Consider the following 22,195-nt stretch of genomic DNA (forward strand, 5'->3'; position numbering starts at 1 on the left):
GTCGTTCTCGGGGTGCGGGGGAGGGGACGGGCGGACGCGGGTCAGCGGAAGAGGTTGTCCTGGTCGACGCCCGTCGAGGGGGCGACCTGGGAGTCGTCGTTGAGCAGGCCGAAGGCGAGGCTGCCGTTGCGGCTGGCGTACATGACGCGCTCGGCCTCGCTCTGGGAGACCGCGAGCGTCAGCAGCGTCTGGGGCAGCTGCTCGGCGGGGGCGGCGGCCGCGTCGGTGGTGCCGCCCTCGGGGGCGGCCACGGCCGGGGTGGCGGTGGTCGCGCCCTGGCCGATCACGGTGACGTTGGGCAGCAGCAGGCGGGTGAAGCCGCCCGCGGGGCTGGTGCCGGTCATGAAGATGGCGACCCGGTTGCCGGGGTTGAGGAACCCCGCGACGCGCGACGGGTCGTCGAGGTTGATCGAGATCGCGAGCTTGCCCTTGGGGATGCTCAGGTCGGTGCCCGAGCCGACGGCGCCGAAGCGGTCGGCCACCAGCTGCTCACCGGGGAAGATGGGGGTGACGGCCACCTTGCCGCTCAGCGTCGCGAGGTCGGTCAGCGCGCCGGGCAGCAGGTCCTCCCGGGTGACCGTGCCGGTCTCGATCTTGCCCGCGGCCTGGGCCGCCTCGATGGTCTCGCCGGCGGCGATGGGCTTGGTGACCCGCAGCACCTGTACGGCGGCGTACCGCTGGTCGGCGCGGTTGTCGGCGCCCTTGACGTAGACGAAGACGAGCAGCGTGCCGAGCAGCGCGATGACGGCCGCCACCAGCAGCAGCACTTTCCTGCGATCCATGACCTGTCGACCTCAACCTCGTGGTGCGGGGCAGGTGGCCACCACCTGCGGCTCGTGCGCCGCACCCGTCGGTGGTGCGACACGAGACAGCCTGCACCGGTTGAGTCCGTTTTGTCCGCGAAACTGATGACTCCAGGGCTTTGTCGGAATCTCGACTAGACCAGCTCGCGCGGAGGGGCTCGCGGCCTAGCGGTGGTAGATCGCGTCGACGTCGTCGCGGTGCTCGCGCATCACCACGCTGCGCTTGAGCTTCAGGCTCGGCGTCAGCTGCCCGCCCTCCTCGGTCCAGGCCGTGTCGAGCAGCGTGAACGCCCGGATCGACTCGGCCTTGGACACCGCCAGGTTGGCCTGGTCCACGCCCTGCTGCACCTCGGCGCGCAGGTCGTCGTCGTGCAGCAGCGTGGCCAGGTCGTCGGGCTTGGAGTGCTGGGTCGCCCAGGCGGACAGGCTCTCGGGGTCGAGGGTGACCAGGGCCGCGATGAAGGGCTGGCCGTCGCCGACGACCAGGCACTGGTCGACGAGGGGGTGGGCGCGCAGCAGGTCCTCGAGGACCGTCGGCGCGACGTTCTTGCCGCCGGCGGTGACGATGATCTCCTTCTTGCGGCCCGTGATCCGCACGAAGCCCTCGTCGTCGATCTCGCCCAGGTCGCCGGTGTGGAACCAGCCCCGGTCGTCGATGACCTCGGCCGTCGCCTCGTCGGCCTGCCAGTAGCCCGCGAAGACCTGGCCGCCGCGGAAGAGCAGCTCGCCGTCGTCGGCGACGCGCACCGAGGTGCCCTGCAGCGGTCGCCCGACCGTGCCGACCTTCTGGGCGTCGGGCAGGTTGGCGGTGAGCGCGGCGGTGGTCTCGGTGAGGCCGTAGCCCTCCAGCACGGTGATGCCGATGCCGCGGTAGAAGTGGCCCAGGCGCTCGCCGAGCGGCGCCCCGCCGGAGACGGCGTAGCGGCAGCGACCGCCGAGGGCGTCGCGCAGGCGGCCGTAGACCAGGGCGTCGAAGACCCGGTGCTGGGCGCGCAGCCGCAGCGGCACCCGTCCCGCGTCCCTGCTGCGCGACCACGCGATCGCGACGTCGGCGGCCCGGCCGAAGATCGCGCCGCGGCCGTCGGCCACGGCCCGCTGGGAGGCGGTGTTGAAGACCTTTTCGAAGACGCGCGGCACGGCCAGCACGAAGGTCGGCTGGAACTCGCCCAGGTCCTCGACCAGGTGCCGGATGTCGGCCGAGTGGCCCAGCCGCACCCGGGCCTTGACGCAGCCGACCTGGATGATGCGGGCGAAGACGTGCGCCAGCGGCAGGAAGAGCAGGGTCGAGGGCGCCTCGCCCTCGGCGTCCTCGCCCCCGGCCGCGGTCGCTCCCCGGGCACGGCCGAACAGCTCGTCGAGCTCGTCGACGGCCACGGTCAGCTCGAACATGAAGTTGCCGTGGGTCAGGCGGCAGCCCTTGGGGCGACCGGTGGTGCCGGAGGTGTAGATCAGGGTGGCCAGGTCGCCCGGACCGGTGCCCGCGCGCCTCGCCTCCAGGGTGGCGTCGTCGACGTCGCGCCCCAGGGTGGTGAGGACCTGGACCGCCCGGCCCTCCAGCGACCACACGTGGTGCAGGTCGGGCAGCCGGTCGCGGACCTGGGTGACCCGGGAGCCGTGGTCGGGGGTCTCGACCACGACGCCGCGGGCACCGGAGTCGGCCAGGATCCAGGCCACCTGCTCGGCGCTGGAGGTCTCGTAGATCGGCACGGTGACGGCGCCGGCGAACCAGATGGCGTAGTCGAGCAGCGTCCACTCGTAGCGGGTGCGCGACAGCAGCGCGACCCGGTCGCCCGCCTCGATGCCGGCGGCGACCAGGCCCTTGGCGACGTCGCGGACCTCGGCGAGGAACTGCGCGGCCGTGACGTCGTGCCAGGTGCCCTCGACGGGACGGGAGAACACGACCGCGTCGGCGTGGTCGCGGCCGTTGGTCACGACGTCGTCGGTCAGGTTGCCGGTCGCGGGGACCGTGACGGACAGGGCCGTGGAGTACTCACGCACCGTGCACCTCTTCTCGCGCTGGGAGCCGGTGCCGGGGGCCGGTCGGCTGGGCCGCACGTTACTCGCGCGGCGGCACGGGGCCCCGCCGGGGAGACGGCGGGCGGGACGGTCGGGGTCGGCTAGCCTGAGCGGCATGGCCGAGCAGACCACCTCCAGCATCGTCGTCGACGCGGCTCCGGCCGACGTCATGGCCGTGATCGCGGACTTCGGGTCCTACCCCGAGTGGGCCCAGGGCATGAAGGCCGCCGAGGTGGTCGAGGCCGGTCCCGACGGCCGGGCGGAGAAGGTGCACTTCGAGCTCGAGGCCACCCCGATCAAGGACAGCTACACCCTGGGCTACCGCTGGAGCGGCGACGATCGCGTCACCTGGGAGCTGGTCGAGGGCAAGATGCTCAAGGACATGCAGGGCGCCTACGAGCTGCGCCCCGTGGCCGGTGGCACCGAGGTCACCTACCGGCTCGCGGTCGACCTCAGCATCCCGATGATCGGCATGCTGCGACGCAAGGCCGAGAAGGTCATCATCGACACCGCCCTGAAGGGGCTGAAGAAGCGCGTCGAGTCGCGCGCCTGATGGCGCGCGGGAGCCACGCGGGGCACACCGCCCCGTGAGCGCCCGGGTCGTCCTGTTCACCGGCAAGGGCGGGGTCGGCAAGACGACGTCCGCCGCCGGCACGGCCGCGCTCGCCGCGCGCGGGGGACGCCGCACGCTGGTGGTCTCGACCGATGCCGCGCACTCGCTGGCCGACGCCTTCGGCGTGGTGGTGGGCCCCGAGCCCGAGCAGGTCGCCGACCGCCTGTGGGTCCACCAGGTCGACGCCCAGCGCCGCTTCGAGCGCTCCTGGGGCGAGATCCAGGGCTACCTGATGTCGGTGCTCGACGCTGCCGGGGTCGACCCCATCACCGCCGAGGAGCTGACGGTGATCCCGGGCGCCGAGGAGGTGCTGGCGCTGCTGGAGCTGCGGCGCCACGTGCTGAGCGGCCGGTGGGACGTCGTGGTCGTCGACTGCGCCCCGACCGCCGAGACGCTGCGCCTGCTGGCCCTGCCCGAGGCCCTCAACTGGTACATGACCCGGGTCTTCGGCATGCAGCGCCGGGTGGTCCGGGCGCTGCGGCCGGCGCTGAGCCGCGCCGCCGGCGTCCCGATGCCCGACGACGCGGTGTTCGAGGCCGTCGAGCGGCTGCACGCCGACCTCGAGGACGTGCGTCGCATCCTCACGGACCGCGACGCGACGGTGCGGCTGGTGCTCACCCCCGAGACGGTCGTCGTCGCCGAGGCACGGCGCTCGCTGACGACGCTGTCGCTCTACGGCTACCGGGTCGACGGGGTGGTGGCCAACCGGGTCTTCCCCGAGCACGCGGGCGACCCCTGGCGCGACGCCTGGGTGGCCTCGCAGCGCGACGTGCTGGCCGAGGTGCGGCAGTCCTTCGTCGACCTGCCCGTCTGGCGCTCGGCGTACGCCGCGGCCGAGCCGGTGGGCGTGGAGGCCCTCGCGGCGTTCGCGCGGGCGGCGTACGACGGCGCCGACCCGCTGGCCGTGCCCGAGGGGGAGGGCCCCCTCACCATCACGCGCACGGCGACCGGGGCCGAGCTCCGCATCGCCCTGCCCTTCGCCCAGCGGGCCGACGTCGACCTGGCCCGCCACGGCGACGAGCTGGTGGTGACCGTCGGGTCCTACCGCCGCCTGCTCGCCCTGCCCGCGGCCCTCACGCGCCACCAGGTCGCGGGCGCTCGCGTCGAGGACGGAGCGCTGCGGGTACGGTTCCGCTTCGAGCAGGAGGAACAGCCGTGACCGACGCAGACCAGCCCCACCCCCGACCGGGTGCCGGTTCGGGCACCGGTCGGGGCGAACCCGTCGGCAGCGTCGGCGAGGAGGCGGCCAAGCTGTTCGGCGCCCTGTCGGACTGGGCCCGCGAGCAGGGACCCGACGTGTCGGGAGCCGCCTCGGGTGCCGCCTCGAGCGCGAGGGACGCCTTCTCGCGCGCCGTGCACGACGCCGACCAGCACGTGGCCACCGGCGGTGAGGACTGCCGCTGGTGCCCGGTGTGCCAGGTGATCCACGTGGTCCGCTCGACCAGCCCCGAGGTGCGGCACCACCTGGCGGCCGCGGCCGGCTCGCTGGCCCAGGCCGTGGCGGGGCTGCTCGCCACCCAGCCGGGGGAGCGGCAGGCCCACCCGGTGGAGAAGATCGACCTCGACGCCCAGGGCGTGTGGGACGACGACGAGAGGGACACGGACCGATGACGCTGACGGTGGGGGTCGACATCGGCGGGACCAAGATCGCCGCGGGCGTGGTCGCCGAGGGCGGCGAGGTCCTGGCCCGGGCGCGCACCCGCTCGCCCGCGACGGACCCGCCGGAGATCGTGCGCACCATCGGCGAGCTGGTCCGCGGACTGGTCGCCGACCTGCCCCCGGGCTCCGAGGTCGAGGCCGTCGGCGCCTCCGCGGCGGGATTCGTCGACAAGCAGCGCGCCTCGCTGGTCTTCGCGCCCAACCTGGCCTGGCGCGACGAGCCGCTCAAGGCCCACCTCGAGCGGGAGCTGCAGCTGCCGGTCGTGGTGGAGAACGACGCCAACGCGGCCGCGTGGGGCGAGTTCCGCTTCGGCGCCGGCGAGGACGTCGACAACCTGCTGATGCTCACCATCGGCACCGGCGTGGGCGGCGGCATCGTGCTCGACGGCGAGCTGGTGCGCGGCGGCTTCGGCATGGGCGGCGAGGTCGGCCACATCACCCTGGTGCCCGACGGCGTGCTGTGCGGCTGCGGCAACCTCGGCTGCCTGGAGTCCTACGGGTCGGGCTCGGCGCTGGTGCGCCACACCCGCGAGCAGGCGCGCCAGGACCCGGGGGCCCGACACCTGCTGGACCAGGTCGACGGCGTCGCCGAGCAGCTCACCGGCCCGATGGTGACGACCGGGGCCCTCGCCGGCGACCCGTTCTCGATCGCGATGCTGGCCTGGCTGGGCGACTGGATCGGCCGGGGCGTGGCCTCCTTGACCGCGGTGCTCGACCCGGCCGTGGTCGTCATCGGAGGCGGCGTGGGGGAGGCGGGCGACCTGCTGCTCGACCCGGTCCGCGACAGCTTCGCCGAGCACGTCACCGGCGCGGGTCACCGGCCGCTGCTCGAGGTCCGTGGCGCCCGCCTCGGCAACGCCGGTGGCCTGGTGGGCGTCGCCGACCTCGCGCGGCGCCGCTGATGGCGACCGGCGACGCTCCTGTCGGGCTGCCCTCCATCGGCGTCGACATCGGCGGCACCAAGGTGCTGGCCGCGGTGGTCGACGAGGACGGCCGCGTGGTCGACACCCAGACGACCGCCACCCCGGGCAAGGGGTCGGGCATCGACGACGCCACCGCCGAGGAGGTCGAGGACGCCCTGGTCTCGGTGGTGAGCGCGCTGACCCGCGAGCACGGCCGGTGCACGGTGGGCGTCGCGGCCGCCGGCTTCGTCGACGCGCTGGGGGAGCGGGTGCGCTTCGCCCCCCACCTGCCGTGGCGCGACGAGCCGCTGGCCGAGCGGCTGACCGAGCGGCTCGGCGCGAGCGTGGTAGGCGAGGTCTTCGTCGACAACGACGCCAATGCCGCGCTGTGGGCCGAGGTGCGCTTCGGTGCGGCCGGCGACGCCGAGCACGTCGTCATGATCACGCTCGGCACCGGCATCGGCGGTGCGCTGCTGCTCGGAGGCACCCTGCACCGCGGGCTCAACGGCATGGCCGGCGAGTTCGGCCACATGCAGGTCGTCCCCGACGGACGTGGCTGCGAGTGCGGCGGTCGCGGCTGCTGGGAGCAGTACTGCTCGGGACGCGCCCTGGGCCGCGCCGCCCAGGCGGCCGGCTCGACCCTCGTGGGCCCCGCGCTGACCGAGGCCGCGCAGGAGGGCGACCCGGCGGCCGTCGCGGCGTACGCCGAGGTGGGGCGCTGGCTCGGGGTCGGGGCCGCCAACGTCGCCGCCGCGGTCGACCCCGAGCTGATCGTCGTCGGCGGCGGCGTCTCGGCCGCTGGCGAGCTGCTGATGGCCCCGGCGCGGGCCGCCCTGGCCGAGAGCCTGGTCGGCCGGGGCCACCGGGTGCTGCCGGAGTTCCTCAGCGCCGACCTCGGACCGCTGGCGGGCGTGGTCGGCGTGGCCGACCTGGCCCGCGACATGCTCTAGGTCGCGGACCGCCCCCCCGGCGACCGGCCTCAGCCGCGCTGGCGGGTGTAGCCCGGCGCGAGCTCCTGGGCCAGCTGCTCCAGGAAGAGTCCGACGTCGGTCACGATGCCGCGCGCCTGCGAGGAGCCCCGGTCGGCCAGCTTGGTGACCGTCGCGGGGTTGATGTCGACGCAGACCAGCGGCACCGACGCCGGCAGGATGTTGCCGGTCGCCACCGAGTGCAGCATGGTCGCGACCATCAGGCAGAAGCCGGCGCCCTCGAGCTGGGCGCGCATCGCCCGCTGGCCCACGATGACGTCGGTGTGGACGTCGGGCAGCGGGCCGTCGTCGCGCACCGAGCCGACCAGCACGAACTCCTTGTCGTGGGTCACCAGCGCGTGCATGATCCCGCTGGTCAGCACGCCCTGCTCGACCGCGTCGCGGATCGAGCCCGCCTTGCGGATCGTGTTGATGGCGCGGATGTGGTGCTCGTGGCCGTGCTCGACGCCCTGGCCGCGGGCCAGGTCGATGCCCAGCGAGGTGCCGTAGAGGGCGGACTCGATGTCGTGGGTGGCGAGCGCGTTGCCGGCGAACAGGACGTCGACGTAGCCCGCCTCGACCAGCGCGACCATCGCGGGCGCGGCGCCGGTGTGGACCACCCCGGGGCCGCCGACCCACAGCACCTTGCGACCGGCCTGCTTGGCCTCCCGCATCCCGTCCGCGACCTGGCGCACCAGCACCGCCTGCGGCTTCTCGCTCGACACGTCGGACTCCATGAAGCCGAAGCCGCCCTCGGCCTTGGTGCTGACCGGGGCCGTGACGCGCACGCCCGCGGCGCCGCACACCACGCGCATCCCGGCGCGCACGTCCGACATGGGCAGCGTGCGGACGGCGTCGTCGCCGTCGACGACGAGCCCGCAGTCCATCTCCGGGTTCGAGACCGCGACCCAGCGGCCCTGCAGGCGCACCTGGGTCTCGAGGTTGGTGCTGGAGTAGAAGCCGTCGGGGAAGACGCCGTCGCGGTCGGCCTCGACCACCTCGGCCTCGCCGGGCTCGACCTGGTTGACGCCGTGGGTCTGCAGCCGCATCAGGATCCGCTGCAGGGTCGGCTCGTCGTCGGCCGACACCTCGATCCGGGCGTACGACGGGTCGCCGGTGCCGTGCCCGATGTCGAACTGCCGCACGACGTAGTCGCCGCCGTACTCCCCGATGTCGTTGAGCACGCGCGAGAGCGACCCCTCGTCGATGAGGTGGCCGGTGATCTCGACGCTCTCCTGGTGGGCCTGGGGCGACCTGGTCTGCGACATGGGTGGGGTCCCTCTCGGTGCTCCGCGGTGGGGCGGCGAGGGGCCTAGAGCACCGCGCCGTCGTCGTCGTGGTCGTCGTGGTGACCCGGTCGCATCGAGGCGACGAGGAAGACGAAGCCGCCCACGAACCAGACCATGAGTACCACGCTGAGCCACTGCGGGAGCGAGACCCCCACCAGCAGCGAGGCGAGCGCGAACAGTGGCACCCCGAACAGGCCGATCCACGCGGCCAGGCGCGGCGGCGTGGTGCGCGGCACGGGCGGGGGCGGCGGCGGGACGAAGTGCTCCTCGCGCTCGACGGGCTCGCGCACCGAGCCCCCGGAGCGCTGGTCGGGGGCCGGGAGCGAGCGGGGCTCGTCGGGCTCGTCGGGCGGCAGCGACGGGGCCGGCGGGGTCGTCGGGGCGTCGCGGGCGGGCCGGGCGGTGCTCGTGCCGGAGCCGGGCTGCTCCCACGCGGGACGGTCGCCGTAGTTGGCGACGATGGCCTCCCAGGCCGCCTCGTGGGCGTCGCGCTCGGCCTGCTGGTCGCTGGGCTCGGGACCGCGCTCGTCGTCGGGCGGGACGGACACGGGCTGCTCCTCCGGAGGTGCCGGGGCGGTCCCCGGCTGCTGGCCCGGTCATCGTGTCACGCACACCGGGCGCGGACCAGGTGACGTCCGTGAGCGGCGGTCCGGTCCAGCCCACGGACGTTCGTCGGCGGGGCCGTGCATGGCCTAGGGTCGAGCGACGACAGGGAGGTTCGGCGTTGTTCTACTGGTTCTTGAGGTACGTCGCACTCGGGCCCGTGCTGCGGGTGGTGTTCCGGCCTCGGGTGATGGGGCACGAGAACGTCCCGGAGACCGGTGGGGCGATCCTGGCCAGCAACCACCTGTCGTACGCCGACTGGCTGTTCATGCCGCTGACGATCTCGCGCAAGGTGACCTTCGTGGCCAAGGCGGAGTACTTCAACTCCCCGGGCGTCAAGGGCTGGCTGCAGAAGAAGTTCTTCTCCGGCGCCGGCCAGGTCCCCATCGACCGCTCGGGCGCCTCGGCCGCCGAGGGGGCGCTGGCCACCGCCAAGCGCGTGCTGGCCGAGGGCGAGCTGTTCGGCATCTACCCCGAGGGCACCCGCTCCCACGACGGCAAGCTCTACCGCGGCAAGACCGGCGTCGCCCGGCTCGCGCTGGAGACCGGCGTCCCGGTGATCCCGGTCGCGGTCGTGGGCACCGACGTCGTGGCCCCGCCCGGCAAGAAGTTCGGCGAGTTCACCCGCCCCCACGTGCGCTACGGCCGGCCCCTGGACTTCTCGCGCTACGAGGGCATGGAGAACGACCGCTACATCCTGCGCTCGATCACCGACGAGATCATGTACGAGATCATGCGGCTCTCCGGCCAGGAGTACGTCGACACCTACGCCTCGGTCGCCAAGGACGAGGCCAAGAAGCGCTCGGAGAAGGCCGACAAGGAGAAGGCGCGCGAGGTCGAGGCCCCGGGCGTCGCCCAGGCGGGGCCGGACACGAAGGCCTCCTGAGCGTGGACGAGCCGGGTCCGCACGGTCCCGTCCAGGACACGCTGCTGCGCGCCCTCGGGGTGCTGCGCGTCGTGGTGCTGCTCAACGCGGTGGTGCTGTTCCTGCTCCGCCACGGGAGCTACGACCACCCGGTCGTCGGGGCCGTCGTCGTGCTCGTCCTGGTCGGCTGGACCGCGCTGGCCCTGTGGGCGTACGACGCCGCCGCGCGCCGCGTGCCGCTGCTGCTGGTCTCCGACCTGGTGGTCGCCGTGGCCGCCATCCTGCTCACGCCCTGGGTCAAGGGACCGCAGCTGAGCGCGACCATCCCCGGGTTCTGGGTGATGGGGGTGGTGCTCGCCTGGGCCGTGGTGTGGCGCTGGCAGGGCGGCCTGGCCGCGGCGGTGGCGATCTCGGTGGCCGACGTGAGCATCCGCTCGGAGTTCACCCAGCAGAACTACGGCAACATCTTCCTGCTCGTCCTGGGCGGCGCGGTGGTGGGCTACCTCTCGTCCCTGCTGCAGCAGACCGCCGCGCAGCGCGACCGCGCGGAGCGGGCCGCGGCCGCGGCGGCCGAGCGGCAGCGCCTGGCCCGCGTGGTCCACGACGGCGTGCTGCAGGTGCTCGCGCTGGTGCAGCGACGCGGCCCCGAGCTCGGCCGCGACGGGCGCGAGCTCGGCAGGCTCGCCGGCGAGCAGGAGGTGCGGCTGCGCGGCCTGGTGCAGTCGGGCTCGCGCGAGCTGGTCGCGGACCTCGGCGAGCGCGACCTCGCCCGGGCGCTGACCGAGCTGGCCAGCGCGCAGGTCCACGTCGCGGTGCCGGGCACGCCGGCGGTGGTGGCCGCGGAGACGGCCAGCGAGGTCGTCTGCGCCGTGGAGGCGTGCCTGAGCAACGTCCGCCACCACGTGGCCCGTGACGCCGACGCCTGGGTGCTGCTCGAGGACCTCGGCGACCGCTGGGTCGTCTCGGTGCGCGACGACGGGCCCGGCATCCCCGAGGGGCGGCTCCGGGCCTCGGCCGAGGAGGGCCGCCTCGGCGTCGCCCAGTCGGTGGTGGGCCGGCTCCACGACCTCGGTGGCACCGCCGAGGTGCGCTCGGCGCCCGGCCAGGGCACCGAGTGGGAGCTCACCGTGCCGCGGGGGTCGGCGTGACGATCCACAGCGAGCACCCCTTCGCCGATCCCGACCCCGATCCCGTGCGCCGGCTCCGCGGTCGCCTCGGCGGGGCGGTGACGCTGTGGACGGCCGGCACCTCCGGAGGCGTCGAGCGCGAGCGGGCGGGGCTGACGGTGTCGTCGTTGATGGTGGGCGGGGGCGAGCCGGGCCGGGTGTGCGCCCTGCTCGACCCGGCCTCGGACCTGTGCGAGCTGCTCGAGTCCTCCGGCCGGGCCGTGGTGCACCTGCTCCAGTGGCGCCACCGCGAGCTCGCCGAGGCCTTCGCCGGCCAGCTGCCCGCACCGGGGGGCCCGTTCCGGATGGCGACGTGGGAGCAGGTCGAGCACGGCCCCCGGCTCGCCGACGCGGGCACGTGGGCGGGCGTGGAGCTGGAGGCGGTCCACGAGGTCGGCTGGTCGGACCTCGTCGTGGCCCGGATCGTCACCACGGCCGTGGGCGACGACGACCTCGACCCGCTGGAGCACCGACGCGGCCGCTGGGTCCGTCCGGGACGCTAGGGTCACGCGCGTGGGGGACACGAGCACGGGTGCGGTGGAGCCGGGGCTGCGGCTGATGGTGGTCGACGACCACCCGATGTGGCGCGAGGGCGTGGCCCGCGACCTGGCCGAGGCGGGCATGACCGTGGTCGCCACCGCCGCCGACGGCACCGAGGCGCTGACGCGCTTCCCCGCCGCTCGCCCCCACGTGCTGGTGCTGGACCTGCAGATCCCCGAGCCCAACGGCGTCGAGGTCACGGCCCGCGTCGTGGCCCAGGACCCCTCGGTGCGGGTGCTGATCCTCTCGGCGAGCGGTGAGCAGGCCGACGTGCTGGAGGCGGTCAAGGCCGGCGCCACGGGCTACCTGGTCAAGTCGGCGTCGCGGGCCGAGCTGATCGACGCCGTCCGCCGGGTCGCGCAGGGCGACACCGTCTTCACCCCGGGCCTGGCCGGCCTCGTGCTGGGGGAGTACCGCCGCCTCTCCGACGCCCCGGCCCCGGGGCGCGACGACGACGCGCCGCGGCTCACCGAGCGCGAGACCGAGGTGCTGCGCCTGGTGGCCAAGGGATTGTCGTACAAGCAGATCGCCGAGCGGCTGGTGCTCTCGCACCGGACGGTGCAGAACCACGTGCAGAACACCCTGCGCAAGCTGCAGCTGCACAACCGCGTGCAGCTGGTGCGCTACGCCATCGAGCAGGGGCTCGACGACACCGGTCGCGGCACGCCGTGACCCGGACTCCCCGGCGGGAAGCAGGCGGGGCCCGGTAGCGTTGAGCAGCACAGGCCGGAAGGAGCCCCCCATGGGTCAGGGCACGTTGTTGTTGTTCCGCGCGTCTCTCGGTGCTGTGCTGCGGGCCGAGCGGATGCGTCAGGGCATGACCCTGCGTGACCTCTCGTCGCTCGCCCGCGTCAGCCTGGGCTACATCTCCGAGATCGAGCGCGGGCAGAAGGAGGCCTCCTCCGAGCTGCTGGCTGCGCTCTGCGAGGCCCTCGACATCCCGCTGTCCGGGGTGCTGCGCGAGGTCAGCGACCACGTCGAGACCCAGGAGATCACCCAGGAGGTCGGCGAGCGCCTGGCCGGCCGCCTGGTCGACGACGCCCGCACGGGCGCCACCGGCGGCGACGTCGTCGCCTCCGCCGCCTAGGCCACCCCCGCCGCCTTCTCGAGCGCGGCCACCTCGTCGTCGAGGTGGGTCAGCAGCCGCTGCAGCGACGGCACGCTACGCCGGCAGCCGGTCAGCCCGAAGCACATGTCGTCGACGTAGCTGTTGCAGGTGATGTTGAGGGCCATGCCGTTGATCGGGATCGACAGCGGGTAGGTGCCGGTCATCCGGGCGCCGTTGAGGTACTGCGGCTTCCGGGGACCCGGCACGTTGCTGATGATGAGGTTGAACGGCGGCCGGATCAGGCCGCCGAGCCGCAGCGCCGGGATCACGATCGAGGGAGCCATGCCGAGCGCCGTCATGGCGGTGATCTGCATGGGCGTCATCGAGCTGAGCGCCTGCTTGCCGGTGACCATCGAGCGGTGGATCGAGGCGAGCCGGTCGGCGGGGTCGGCCAGCTCGGTGCCGAGCTTGACCATGACCGCGCCCACCGCGTTGCCGCCCGCCCCGGAGGCCGAGCCCGCCTGCTTGGCGTTGAGGCCCACGGGCACCATCGCGACCAGGCCGGAGTCGGGCAGCGCCTCCTGCTCGAGCAGGTAGCTGCGGATCGCGCCCGAGCACATCGCCAGCACGACGTCGTTGAGCGTGGTGCCCGAGGCCTTGCCGATCGCCCGCAGCCGCTCCAGCGGCCAGTCCTGGGCGGCGAAGCGGCGCGACCCGGTGATGGTGGTGTTGAACATGGTGCGGGGGGCGTAGAGCGAGAGCGCCGAGGTCTCGTTCCTGACGCCGTGCAGCAGCGTCTTGACCAGGGCGCCGGGCAGGCCGGCGGCGTCGGCGGTGATCCCGAGCGCGGTGCGGAACGCGTCGAGCGGGATGGAGCCGATGCTGCGCTCGGCCTCGGCCTGCGCCTTGCGCGTCCGCGCCGCGGGGCGCTGGGCCCACATCGGCGCCATGTCGCGGCGGTCGGGGTCGGTCGACATCACGCTCTGCAGCAGCCGCATCGCGGACACGCCGTCGACCAGCGAGTGGTGGAGCTTGGTGTAGAGCGCGACCCGGCCGTCCTGCATCCCCTCGATGAGGTGCGCCTCCCACAGCGGCCGCTCCCGGGCGAGCCGGGTGCTGTGCAGCCGCGAGCACAGCTCGAGCAGCTCGCGGACGCGGCCCGGCTCGGGCAGCGCGCTGTGGCGGAAGTGGTACTCGAGGTCGAAGTCGTCGTCGGGCGTCCACACCCACTGACCGGCGGTGGTCACGCCGCGGGTGGGGCGCTTGAGGAACAGCGGCGCGACGTCCTGCGCCTGGCTCATCTGCTCGTAGATCTCGCGGACGTAGTCCTGCGGCGCTCCCTCGGGCTTCTCGAACAGCTGGAGACCCCCGACGTGCATCGGCATCTGTCGGTTCTCGGCGTAGAGGAACGCCGCCGAGGTCGGGTCGATCGGAACAGCCACAGGTCAGGCCTCTCGTCAGGTGGGGCGATCCTGTCGCGTCCGTGACCGCGGGACAACCGGTCGGTAACCACGGGATCGGGCAAACCGCTGCGGCCCCTCCCGGAAGCCCGCAGAATCGGGCGTATCGGACACCCCGTCCCGGGAGGAGGGTCATGGCGACGTACACGCCGGCGAGCTACACCGCGACCGCCGTGCCCTCGGCGTACGAGCTGCACGTGATGAAGCGGCTCGGCTGCGGCTGGTCGCCGTCCACCCTGGCGGCCGTGCGCGCGGCGGGCGGCATCGAGGCCTGGCTCGCCCAGCAGCTCGAGCCCGACTCCGTGCCGGAGTCGCCGCTGGTGGCGCAGGTGGACGCGTGGTTCCCCGACCTGCGTCGCACGCCGGCCCAGAAGGCGGCCGACAACGCCAGCAAGCGCAAGCAGCACTACAAGTACGGTCTCGACCTCGCGAACTGGACCACCCTGCGTCGGGTGCACTCCACCCGCCCGGTGCTCGAGACGATGCTCGACTTCTGGGCCAACCACCTGCACGTCTCGACCGGGGACGAGAAGGCCTACACGCACCTGTACGACTACCACCTGGTGCTGCGCCAGCACGCGCTCGGCCGCTTCGAGGACCTGCTGGTGGCCGCCTCGACGCACCCGGCGATGCTGCTCTACCTCGACAACTTCCGCTCGGTCCGCAACGCCCCCAACGAGAACCAGGGACGCGAGCTGCTCGAGCTGCACACCGTCACCACGGAGGCGGGCTACAGCGAGGACATGGTCAAGGACTCGGCGAAGCTGCTCTCCGGCTGGACGGTCGACTGGGGCGGCAGCTACGAGGGCTTCTACAACACCGCCGCCCACACCACGGGGGCGGTGGAGGTGCTGGGCTTCAGCCACCCCAACACCTCCTCCGACGGCCGCGCGGCCTGCGAGGCCTACCTGCGCCACCTGGCCCGCCACCCCGCCACCGCCCGCACCGTCGCCCACCGGCTGGCCGTGCGCTTCGTCGGCGACACGCCCTCGGACGGGCTGGTGGCGCACCTCGCGTCGGTGTTCACCCAGAGCGGCACCGACATCAAGGCGACCCTGCTGGCCCTGGTGGCGCACCCGGAGTTCCGGGCCTCCGCCGGCCAGAAGGTGAGCACCCCGGTCGACGACATGGTCGCCACCCTCAAGGCGCTCGGGGTCAGGGGCCGCGCGCCCACCCGGGACTACGGCGCCGGCTCCTACCCGCTGCACCTGCAGTACCACCACCGCGGCCTGCGGCTGTTCAGCTGGCCGCGCCCCGACGGGTGCCCCGAGACCAACTTCGAGTGGACCTCGGGGATCCGGATGCTCGGCTCCTACCGGTTCCACTGGGACCTGGCCGGCGCCTACTACCCGAAGGCCGACGTGAGCTTCGTGAGCGCCCGGTCGCGGGTGCCGCGCTCGCGGCTCAGCTTCGCGCTCTACTTCGACCACCTCAGCCGCACCCTGCTCGGGCGGCCGTCGACGTCGCGCACCCTCAAGGCGGCCTGCCTCGCGACCGGGCTGTCCCCGAGCACGGTCGTGACCCCCAGCCACGCGGTCGGCGGCTGGATGTTCCCGCACGTCGCCTCGGTGCTGCTCGACTCGCCGGAGCACCTGACGCGATGACGACCCACGACCCCGCCGGACCCGCTCAGGGAGCCCCCATGACCCGTACGACGCACGCCGGCTGCGAGGAGTTCGAGCGGGCCAGCCGCACCAGCCGGCGCGGCTTCCTGCGCGGCGTGGCCGGCACGACCGGCGCGATGGTGACCACCCGGCTCTTCGGCGAGACCCTCCTGGAGGCCAGCCACGGCGCCTCGACCACCGGCAACGTGCTGGTCGTGGTCAGCTTCCGCGGCGGCATCGACGGCCTCGGGGTCGTGGTCCCGCACGCCGACCCGGGCTACTACGCCGCCCGTCGCAGCATCGCGGTCAGCCGCTCCTCGGTGATCGCCGCCGACGCCAGCTTCGGGCTGCACCCCCAGATGGCACCGCTGCTCCCGATGTGGAACAGCGGTCGGCTCGCCGCCGTCCAGGCGGTCGGGCTGCCGGTCCCCAACCGCTCCCACTTCAAGGCCATCGAGGAGGTCGAGGACGCCGACCCCGGCTCCTCGGTGCGCCGCGGCTGGGTCAACCGGATGATCGGGCTCGGCGGCATCGTCGGACCTGCCGAGGCGGTCCACCTCTCCACCCCGCTGAGCCCCACGATGTTCGCCGGGCCGGCCCCCACCATGGCCACCGACGGCTTCAAGGCGCTCACCCTGCCGGGGCTCGGGAGCACCCGCACCGCCAAGCGGTACGCCGGCCAGCGGGCCGTCTGGTCGGGCACCAGCTCGCCCCTGACCCAGGCGGCGGCCGACGCACTGTCGATCAGCAGCGGCCTCGCGTCGCGCATGAGCGCGGCGTACACCCCGGCCAACGGGGCGAGGTACCCCACCGCCTGGCCCTCCACCGAGCTCGCCGAGGCGCTGCGCGACGCGGCCAACCTCATCAAGCGCAACGTCGGCACCACCGTCATCAGCATCGACTACGGCTCCTGGGACATGCACGCCGACTACGGCAACCAGACCGGCGGGCAGATGCAGGCCATGGTCGGCGGCTTCGCGGCCGCGGTGGCGGCGTTCTTCACCGACCTCGGGACGCTGGGGGAGCGGGTCACCCTCGCGACCATCTCGGAGTTCGGCCGCCGCGTCGCCGAGAACGGCAACCGCGGGCTCGACCACGGCTGGGGCAACATGATGCTCGTCGCGGGCGGCGGCGTGCGGGGCGGGCAGTACTACGGCCGGTGGCCCGGGCTGTCCTCGGGCAACCTGGTGGCCGGCGACCTGCAGGTCACCACCGACTACCGCAACGTGCTCGGCGAGATCGTCGCGCGGCGCTTCCCCGACCGGTCGCTGGGCGAGGTCTTCCCGGGCCTGTCCTACCGCCCGCTGGGGCTGATGGCCTGATCGCGGGCGACTAGGCTCCTGGCCGTGGAGCCACAGCCCGGACGGAGCCGACGCGAGCCGTTCCGCCGGGCCGGTGCCGCTGCAGCGCCCCACGTCGAGCTGGCCCTGGCGACCGGGCGCACCAGCATGCGCCAGCGGCGCGCCCGGCTGCGCGCCAAGTCGTGGCAGGTGTGGCAGTGCGCCGTCGCCGCTGGCGTCGCGTGGTTCATCGCCAAGGACCTGCTCGACCACCCGACGCCCTTCTTCGCGCCGGTCGCGGCGGTGGTCAGCCTCGGCACCAGCTACGGCCAGCGGCTGCGCCGGGTGGCCGAGGTGACCGTCGGGGTCGCCGTGGGCGTCCTGCTCGGCGACCTCATCACCTTCCAGCTCGGCACCGGCGCCTGGCAGCTGGCCCTCATCGTCGGCCTGGCCATGACGGCCGCGCTGCTGCTCGACGCCGGCACGCTACTCATCAACCAGGCCGCGATCCAGGCCATCGTGGTCGCGACCCTGGCGCCCGCCGCGGGCGCGTCCTTCCTGCGCTGGACCGACGCCCTGGTCGGCGGTGCGGTGGCCCTGGTGGCCGCCGCCGTGGTGCCCCGGGCCCCGCTGCGCCGCCCGCGCGAGCAGGCGGGCGTGATCGTGCGCAAGGTGTCGGCGCTGCTGCGGGCGGCCGCCGACTCCATCGAGGACGGCGACGCCGCCCGGTCCCTGGAGGTGCTGCGCGACGCCCGCTCGACCGACAGCCTGGTCGCGGAGCTGCGGGCGGCGGCCGACGAGGGCCTCTCGGTGGTCCGGTCCTCGCCGTTCCGGCGTGCCCACAAGGGCGGCGTGCGCGCGATGGCCGACCTGGTGGAGCCGCTCGACTTCGCGCTGCGCAACACCCGGGTGCTGGTCCGCCGGGTCGCGGTCGCGTGCTACCGCCACGAGCCGATCCCCACGTCGTACGCCGGGCTGCTGCGCGACCTCGCCGACTGCAGCGACTCCGTGGCCGCCGAGCTGGCGGCCGGGCGGATGCCGGGGGCGGTGCGGGCCGACCTGGTGCGCCTGGGCCGCGAGACCTCGCAGGCCGCCCGGACCCACGACCTGTCGGCCGAGGTGGTGCTGGCCCAGGTGCGCTCGATCGTGGCCGACCTGCTGGCCGTCAGCGGCATGGACCCGCTGGTCGCGACCGACCAGATCCCGCCGCTCGTCGACGACTAGAGCTCGCGGACCACCGCGTCGACGACGGCGACGAGGTCGTGGTCGGTGCGCTCGGCCACCCGCCGCATCCGCTGGTACGACGCGCCGCGCCGCGGGATCTCGGCCACCAGCGCCAGCTCCTCGCTGCAGCCGAGCCGCTCGGCCACGGGGGCCAGCTCGACGAGCAGGTCGGCCAGGTCGTCGCGCAGCAGCCGCTCGGAGGAGTCGGCGTCGAGGATGATCCAGGCGTCCAGGCCGTAGCGGGCGGCGCGCCACTTGTTCTCCTGGACGTGCCAGGGCGGCAGCGAGGGCAGCGTCTCGCCGCGCTCGAGCCGGTCGACCAGGCTCACCACGAGGCAGTGGGTCAGGGCCACCAGCGCCCGCATCTCGTCGAGCGTGGAGACGCCGTCGCAGATCCGGACCTCGACCGTGCCGAGCCTCGGCGCGGGTCGCACGTCCCAGCGGATCTCGTCGATCTCCTCGATGACGCCGGTGGTGAGGAGGTCGTGGGCGTAGCGCTCGAACCCCTCCCAGTCGTCGAAGGCGAAGGGCAGGCCGGCGGTCGGGAGCTGCTGGAACATCATGGCGCGGTTGCTGGCGTAGCCCGTGTCGTGGCCGGCCCAGATGGGGGAGGACGCCGAGAGGGCGAGCAGGTGGGGATACCACTTGAGCAGGGCCGAGACGACCGGCATCGCGTGCTCGCGGCGCACGCCGACGTGGACGTGGACGCCCCAGATCAGCATCTGGCGGCCCCACCACTGGGTGCGCGCGATCAGCTCCTCGTAGCGCTGGCCCGAGGTGAGCTGGGCCTGGCTCCACTCCGCGAAGGGGTGGGTGCCGGCGGAGTAGAGGTCGACCCCGAGCTCCGCGGCCACCGGCCGCACCAGGTCGAGCAGCTCGCCCAGCTGGCCGACCGCCTCGCCGGTGGTGGTGCAGATGCCGGTGGTCAGCTCGACGGTGTTGCGCAGCAGCTCGCGGTGGATCCGCGGCTGCTCGCCGTGGCGCTCGTGGAGCAGCGCGAACAGCTCGGAGGCGGTGTTGCTCAGGTCGCGCGTGCCGGCGTCGACCAGCGCGAACTCCCACTCGACGCCCAGGGTCGGCGCGGGGGAGTCGTGGAAGTCGATCGGCACGGGGTCATCGTTCCACGTCCTGCCGGCGCTGCCGCAGCCGCTCGATCCAGGCGAGGTGCTCGCCGTCGAAGGGGCCGGTGCCGTCGGTGACCGCGGTCAGCACCTCCTGGCAGCTGGCCACGGCCTGCTCGACCACCTCGTCGGGGTAGCCGAGCTCGACCCGGTGGGCGGCGAACTCGTCCTCGTCGTCGACCCAGATCCGCCCGGTGGTGCCCTTGATGACGTCGAGGTCGAGGTCGACGGCCCGCACGACCGACTCGTCGGCCCAGCAGGCGGGCGTGGCGATGTCGACGTACACGTCGAAGGGGCGGTGCGGGTCGTGGCCGTAGAACGTCGCCAGCCACCACGCGTCGTGGGGCACCAGCGTCACGTGGTCGGCGGCGGCGTTGAAGGCTCGGGTCGGGCTGGCGAGCAGCGTGCCCGCCGTGATCCCGAGCCAGGTGCCGACGGCGTCGTGACCCAGGAGCACCGCGTCGAACTCCCAGTGGGGTGCGTGCGGCCACTTCTGGCACTCCACGCGCACGGGGCGGGGGTCGGGTCGTGGCGCCATGCGGGTGACCCTACGACTGCCGGGCCCCCCGCACGGCGACCTGCGCCGATGCGCTCAGACGATGGACTTCCCGGGCGCCATCCGACCGGCCACGCGGGCCACGACGTCCTGGTAGCGGGCGCCGGTGATCCGGCCGAACTGGTGGAGCAGGTGGGCGTCGAGGCCCACGAGCTGGCGCGGCCGCCTGGCCAGCGCGCCCTCGAGGATGATCCGGGCCGCCTTGTCGGCGGTCATCTTGGCCAGCTTCTGGTCGAAGAAGTCGTCGGTGGCCTGCACGTCGGTGCCGGCGACCTTGCGGCCGTTGCGGGCGATCCCGGTCTTGATGCCGCCGGGGTGCACGCAGGTGACCGAGACCGGGTGGCGGTTGACGATCATCTCCTCGCGCAGCGCCTCGGTGAACCCGCGCACGGCGAACTTGGTGGCGTTGTAGGCGCTCTGGCCGGGGATGCTGATGAGCCCGAACAGGCTCGACACGTTGACGACGTAGCCGTTGCCCGAGGCGATCAGGTGCGGCAGGAACTCCTTGGTGCCGTGCACGACCCCCATGAAGTTGATGCCGAGGATCCAGTCGAGGTCGTCGTACGTCATCTCCTCGACGTCGCCGGCGTAGCTCACGCCCGCGTTGTTGACCACCATCGTGACGGTCCCGAATTGCGCGGCGACGGCAGCGGCCCAGTCGACCATCTGCTGGCGGTCGCTCACGTCGACGCGGTCGCTGCGGACCTCGGCCGCGCCGCCGCGCTCGAGCAGGTCGACGGTCTCGGCCAGCCCGGCCGCGTTGACGTCGGAGATGGCCAGGCGGGCGCCGTGGCGGGCGGCGAGCAGGGAGATCTCGCGTCCCATGCCGGAGCCGGCGCCGGTGACGACGACGACCTGGTCGCGGAGCTTCTCGAGTCGGGTGCTCATGCTGCGGTCTCCTCCTGGGGAGTGGTGGTGACGACGTAGGCGTCGCGGTCGAAGCGGGCGAGCTGCGCCCGCAGGGTCAGCAGGCTGCGGGGCCACAGCGTGGTGTTGCGGCCGTGCTCGTCGAGGTACCAGCTGGCGCAGCCGCCCTGGTGCCACACCGTGCGCTCCATCCTGCGCTGCAGGCGGCTGTTCCACCGGCGCTGCACCTCGGGCCGGGGCTCGACGGTGGCCAGGCCCTGCTCGGACATGGTGGCCAGCGCGCCCCGGACGTAGCGGATCTGGCTCTCGATGACGAAGACCATCGAGGAGTGGCCCAGGCCGGTGTTGGGGCCGACGAGCTGGAACAGGTTGGGGAAGCCGGCGATGGTCGTGCCCTTGTACGCCGTCATGCCCTGCTCGCGCCACACGTCGGCCAGGGTGCGACCGCCCCGGCCCTTGAGGTGGTGGGCGATGGGCTGGTCGGTGGTGTGGAAGCCCGTGGCCACCACGAGCACGTCGACGGGGCGCTCGGTGCCGTCGGCGGTGACGATGCCGGTCGGGGTGACCCGGGCGATCCGGTCGGTGACCAGGTCGACGTGGTCCTGCGCCAGCGCGGGGTAGTACTCGTTGGAGATCAGCACCCGCTTGCAGCCGAGCTTGAAGTCGGGGGTGACCCTCGCCTGCAGGTCGGGGTCGCTGATGCCCTTGCGGATGTTGGCGCGGGCCATCAGCTCGGCCGGCTTGGCGATGTCGGGCTGCACCGTGAAGGCCGGCACGTAGGTCTCCCGGGCCAGGAACACCCCGAGGCGGTAGAGCCGCTGCAGGCCGGGCACGTGGCGCAGCGCCTGGCGCTCGACCCAGGAGTACTTCCGGTCCTGCCGCGGGACCACCCAGGGCGCGGTGCGCTGGTAGACGTCGAGGTGGCCGACGGTGCGGGCCAGCTGCGGCACGATCTGGATGGCGGAGGCGCCGGTGCCGATGACGGCGACCCGCTTGCCGCGCAGGTCGGCGTCGTGGTCCCAGCGCGCGGAGTGGAAGACCTCGCCCTCGAAGGAGTCGATGCCCTCGATGTCGGGGAGCCGCGGCTCGGAGAGCCCGCCGGAGCCGGTGACCATCACGTCGGCCGTGACGTCGCCGGCGTCGGTGCTGACGTGCCAGACCCGGTCGGCCTCGTCCCAGGCGGCGTCCTGCACGGTCACGCCGAAGCGGAACCGGTCGAGCACGCCGGCCTCGCGAGCGGTGCGCTCGAGGTAGGCGTGGATCTCGGGCTGGGTGGAGAAGGACCGCGTCCAGTCGGGGTTGGGCGCGAAGCTGAAGGAGTAGAGCTGGCTCGGCACGTCGCAGGCAGCGCCCGGGTAGGTGTTGTCGCGCCAGGTGCCGCCGACGCCGTGGCCCTTGTCCAGCACGACGAAGTCGGTGACCCCGTCCTCGTCCAGCTTGATCGCGGTGCCGAGGCCCGCGAACCCCGCACCCACGACCAGCACCCGGACGTGGGTGGGCAGGGGAGCGGCGGCCTCGTGGTCCTGGTCGGTCGTGGCGGCAGTGGTGTCGGTGGACATGCGTCCACGATCCCAGGGTTGTTGAACGTCCGTCAATAAGACTGTTGAAAGA

Annotated in this window: 22 protein-coding genes; 13 read left to right on the top strand and 9 right to left on the bottom strand. The window is 73.6% G+C overall.

What is annotated here, in order from left to right; translation table 11 throughout:
• Positions 1–41: 41 nt before the first annotated feature.
• The gene (gene cpaB, locus BLU55_RS03055) at positions 42–782 is read right to left on the bottom strand and encodes a Flp pilus assembly protein CpaB (protein ID WP_091725926.1); all 741 of its coding nucleotides are present in this window, start codon (positions 780–782) and stop codon (positions 42–44) included.
• Positions 783–968: 186 nt separating this feature from the next.
• Positions 969–2,801, bottom strand: coding sequence for an AMP-dependent synthetase/ligase (locus BLU55_RS03060; RefSeq protein ID WP_091725928.1), 1,833 nt, complete (start codon positions 2,799–2,801; stop codon positions 969–971).
• A 133-nt stretch (positions 2,802–2,934) separates the two neighbouring features.
• On the opposite strand from BLU55_RS03060, the gene BLU55_RS03065 reads away from it, so the two are divergent.
• From BLU55_RS03065 to BLU55_RS03085, 5 genes are read left to right on the top strand one after another with little or no spacing between them, the layout of a single operon-like run.
• Positions 2,935–3,372, top strand: a complete 438-nt coding sequence (locus BLU55_RS03065) for an SRPBCC family protein (RefSeq protein WP_091725931.1) — start codon at positions 2,935–2,937, stop codon at positions 3,370–3,372.
• 34 nt (positions 3,373–3,406) lie between these two features.
• Positions 3,407–4,591 (top strand): ArsA family ATPase, encoded by a 1,185-nt coding sequence (locus tag BLU55_RS03070; protein ID WP_091725934.1) that lies wholly within the window; start codon positions 3,407–3,409, stop codon positions 4,589–4,591.
• Positions 4,588–5,043, top strand: a complete 456-nt coding sequence (locus BLU55_RS03075; protein ID WP_091725936.1) for a hypothetical protein — start codon at positions 4,588–4,590, stop codon at positions 5,041–5,043. Before BLU55_RS03070 ends, BLU55_RS03075 begins: the two co-directional genes overlap by 4 nt.
• A complete protein-coding gene (locus BLU55_RS03080) occupies positions 5,040–5,993 on the top strand; it encodes an ROK family glucokinase (protein WP_091725939.1) in 954 nt (317 codons plus the stop codon). Before BLU55_RS03075 ends, BLU55_RS03080 begins: the two co-directional genes overlap by 4 nt.
• Complete coding sequence (locus BLU55_RS03085; RefSeq protein ID WP_091725943.1) at positions 5,993–6,943, top strand: ROK family protein; 951 nt, start codon at positions 5,993–5,995, stop codon at positions 6,941–6,943. The genes BLU55_RS03080 and BLU55_RS03085 overlap by 1 nt, the downstream gene beginning before the upstream one ends.
• Positions 6,944–6,972: 29 nt before the next feature.
• On the opposite strand, the gene BLU55_RS03090 is transcribed toward BLU55_RS03085, so the two are convergent.
• Both BLU55_RS03090 and BLU55_RS03095 read right to left on the bottom strand, forming a co-directional pair.
• A complete protein-coding gene (locus BLU55_RS03090; RefSeq protein WP_091725945.1) occupies positions 6,973–8,229 on the bottom strand; it encodes an ornithine cyclodeaminase, nickel-pincer nucleotide-dependent in 1,257 nt (418 codons plus the stop codon).
• A 44-nt stretch (positions 8,230–8,273) separates the two neighbouring features.
• On the bottom strand, positions 8,274–8,798 hold the full coding sequence (locus BLU55_RS03095; protein ID WP_091725947.1) for an ICP22 family protein: 525 nt from the start codon (positions 8,796–8,798) through the stop codon (positions 8,274–8,276).
• A 176-nt stretch (positions 8,799–8,974) separates the two neighbouring features.
• Here BLU55_RS03095 and BLU55_RS03100 point away from each other — a divergent pair, with 176 nt between their 5' ends.
• From BLU55_RS03100 to BLU55_RS03120, 5 genes are all read left to right on the top strand, one after another.
• Positions 8,975–9,739: a lysophospholipid acyltransferase family protein gene (locus BLU55_RS03100; RefSeq protein ID WP_231917020.1), complete on the top strand. Its 765-nt coding sequence runs from the start codon at positions 8,975–8,977 to the stop codon at positions 9,737–9,739.
• A gap of 2 nt (positions 9,740–9,741) precedes the next feature.
• Positions 9,742–10,866, top strand: a complete 1,125-nt coding sequence (gene macS / locus BLU55_RS03105) for a MacS family sensor histidine kinase (protein ID WP_231917021.1) — start codon at positions 9,742–9,744, stop codon at positions 10,864–10,866.
• Positions 10,863–11,387: a flavin reductase family protein gene (locus BLU55_RS03110; protein ID WP_091725952.1), complete on the top strand. Its 525-nt coding sequence runs from the start codon at positions 10,863–10,865 to the stop codon at positions 11,385–11,387. The genes macS and BLU55_RS03110 overlap by 4 nt, the downstream gene beginning before the upstream one ends.
• A gap of 55 nt (positions 11,388–11,442) precedes the next feature.
• Positions 11,443–12,096 (top strand): response regulator, encoded by a 654-nt coding sequence (locus tag BLU55_RS03115; protein ID WP_091733341.1) that lies wholly within the window; start codon positions 11,443–11,445, stop codon positions 12,094–12,096.
• Positions 12,097–12,166: 70 nt separating this feature from the next.
• Positions 12,167–12,511: a helix-turn-helix domain-containing protein gene (locus tag BLU55_RS03120; protein WP_091725955.1), complete on the top strand. Its 345-nt coding sequence runs from the start codon at positions 12,167–12,169 to the stop codon at positions 12,509–12,511.
• On the opposite strand, the gene BLU55_RS03125 is transcribed toward BLU55_RS03120, so the two are convergent.
• Entirely contained in the window at positions 12,508–13,914 is a 1,407-nt protein-coding gene (locus BLU55_RS03125) for a WS/DGAT/MGAT family O-acyltransferase (RefSeq protein WP_091725958.1), read from the bottom strand. The two genes, BLU55_RS03120 and BLU55_RS03125, sit on opposite strands and share 4 nt — an antisense overlap.
• A gap of 152 nt (positions 13,915–14,066) precedes the next feature.
• Between BLU55_RS03125 and BLU55_RS03130 the strand changes: the two genes are divergently transcribed.
• From BLU55_RS03130 to BLU55_RS03140, 3 genes are read left to right on the top strand one after another with little or no spacing between them, the layout of a single operon-like run.
• Entirely contained in the window at positions 14,067–15,536 is a 1,470-nt protein-coding gene (locus BLU55_RS03130; protein ID WP_091725961.1) for a DUF1800 domain-containing protein, read from the top strand.
• 38 nt (positions 15,537–15,574) lie between these two features.
• The gene (locus BLU55_RS03135; RefSeq protein WP_157682707.1) at positions 15,575–16,858 is read left to right on the top strand and encodes a DUF1501 domain-containing protein; all 1,284 of its coding nucleotides are present in this window, start codon (positions 15,575–15,577) and stop codon (positions 16,856–16,858) included.
• 24 nt (positions 16,859–16,882) lie between these two features.
• Positions 16,883–18,040 (top strand): FUSC family protein, encoded by a 1,158-nt coding sequence (locus tag BLU55_RS03140; protein ID WP_231917022.1) that lies wholly within the window; start codon positions 16,883–16,885, stop codon positions 18,038–18,040.
• Here BLU55_RS03140 and BLU55_RS03145 read toward each other — a convergent pair.
• Genes BLU55_RS03145 through BLU55_RS03160 form a run of 4 tightly spaced genes read right to left on the bottom strand, consistent with a single transcriptional unit; the run spans position 18,037 to position 22,143 of the window.
• Positions 18,037–19,149 carry a glutamate--cysteine ligase gene (locus tag BLU55_RS03145; protein WP_091725968.1) on the bottom strand — a complete coding sequence of 371 codons (1,113 nt, stop codon included), beginning with the start codon at positions 19,147–19,149 and terminating at the stop codon, positions 18,037–18,039. The genes BLU55_RS03140 and BLU55_RS03145 overlap by 4 nt on opposite strands.
• A 4-nt stretch (positions 19,150–19,153) precedes the next feature.
• A complete protein-coding gene (locus BLU55_RS03150; RefSeq protein WP_091725971.1) occupies positions 19,154–19,699 on the bottom strand; it encodes a DUF402 domain-containing protein in 546 nt (181 codons plus the stop codon).
• A gap of 54 nt (positions 19,700–19,753) precedes the next feature.
• Positions 19,754–20,605 carry an SDR family NAD(P)-dependent oxidoreductase gene (locus BLU55_RS03155; protein ID WP_091725973.1) on the bottom strand — a complete coding sequence of 284 codons (852 nt, stop codon included), beginning with the start codon at positions 20,603–20,605 and terminating at the stop codon, positions 19,754–19,756.
• Positions 20,602–22,143, bottom strand: coding sequence for a flavin-containing monooxygenase (locus BLU55_RS03160; RefSeq protein ID WP_091725976.1), 1,542 nt, complete (start codon positions 22,141–22,143; stop codon positions 20,602–20,604). The genes BLU55_RS03155 and BLU55_RS03160 overlap by 4 nt, the downstream gene beginning before the upstream one ends.
• Positions 22,144–22,195 lie beyond the last annotated feature (52 nt).

The sequence above is a fragment of the Nocardioides scoriae genome (assembly GCF_900104965.1).
Taxonomy (GTDB): domain Bacteria; phylum Actinomycetota; class Actinomycetes; order Propionibacteriales; family Nocardioidaceae; genus Marmoricola; species Marmoricola scoriae.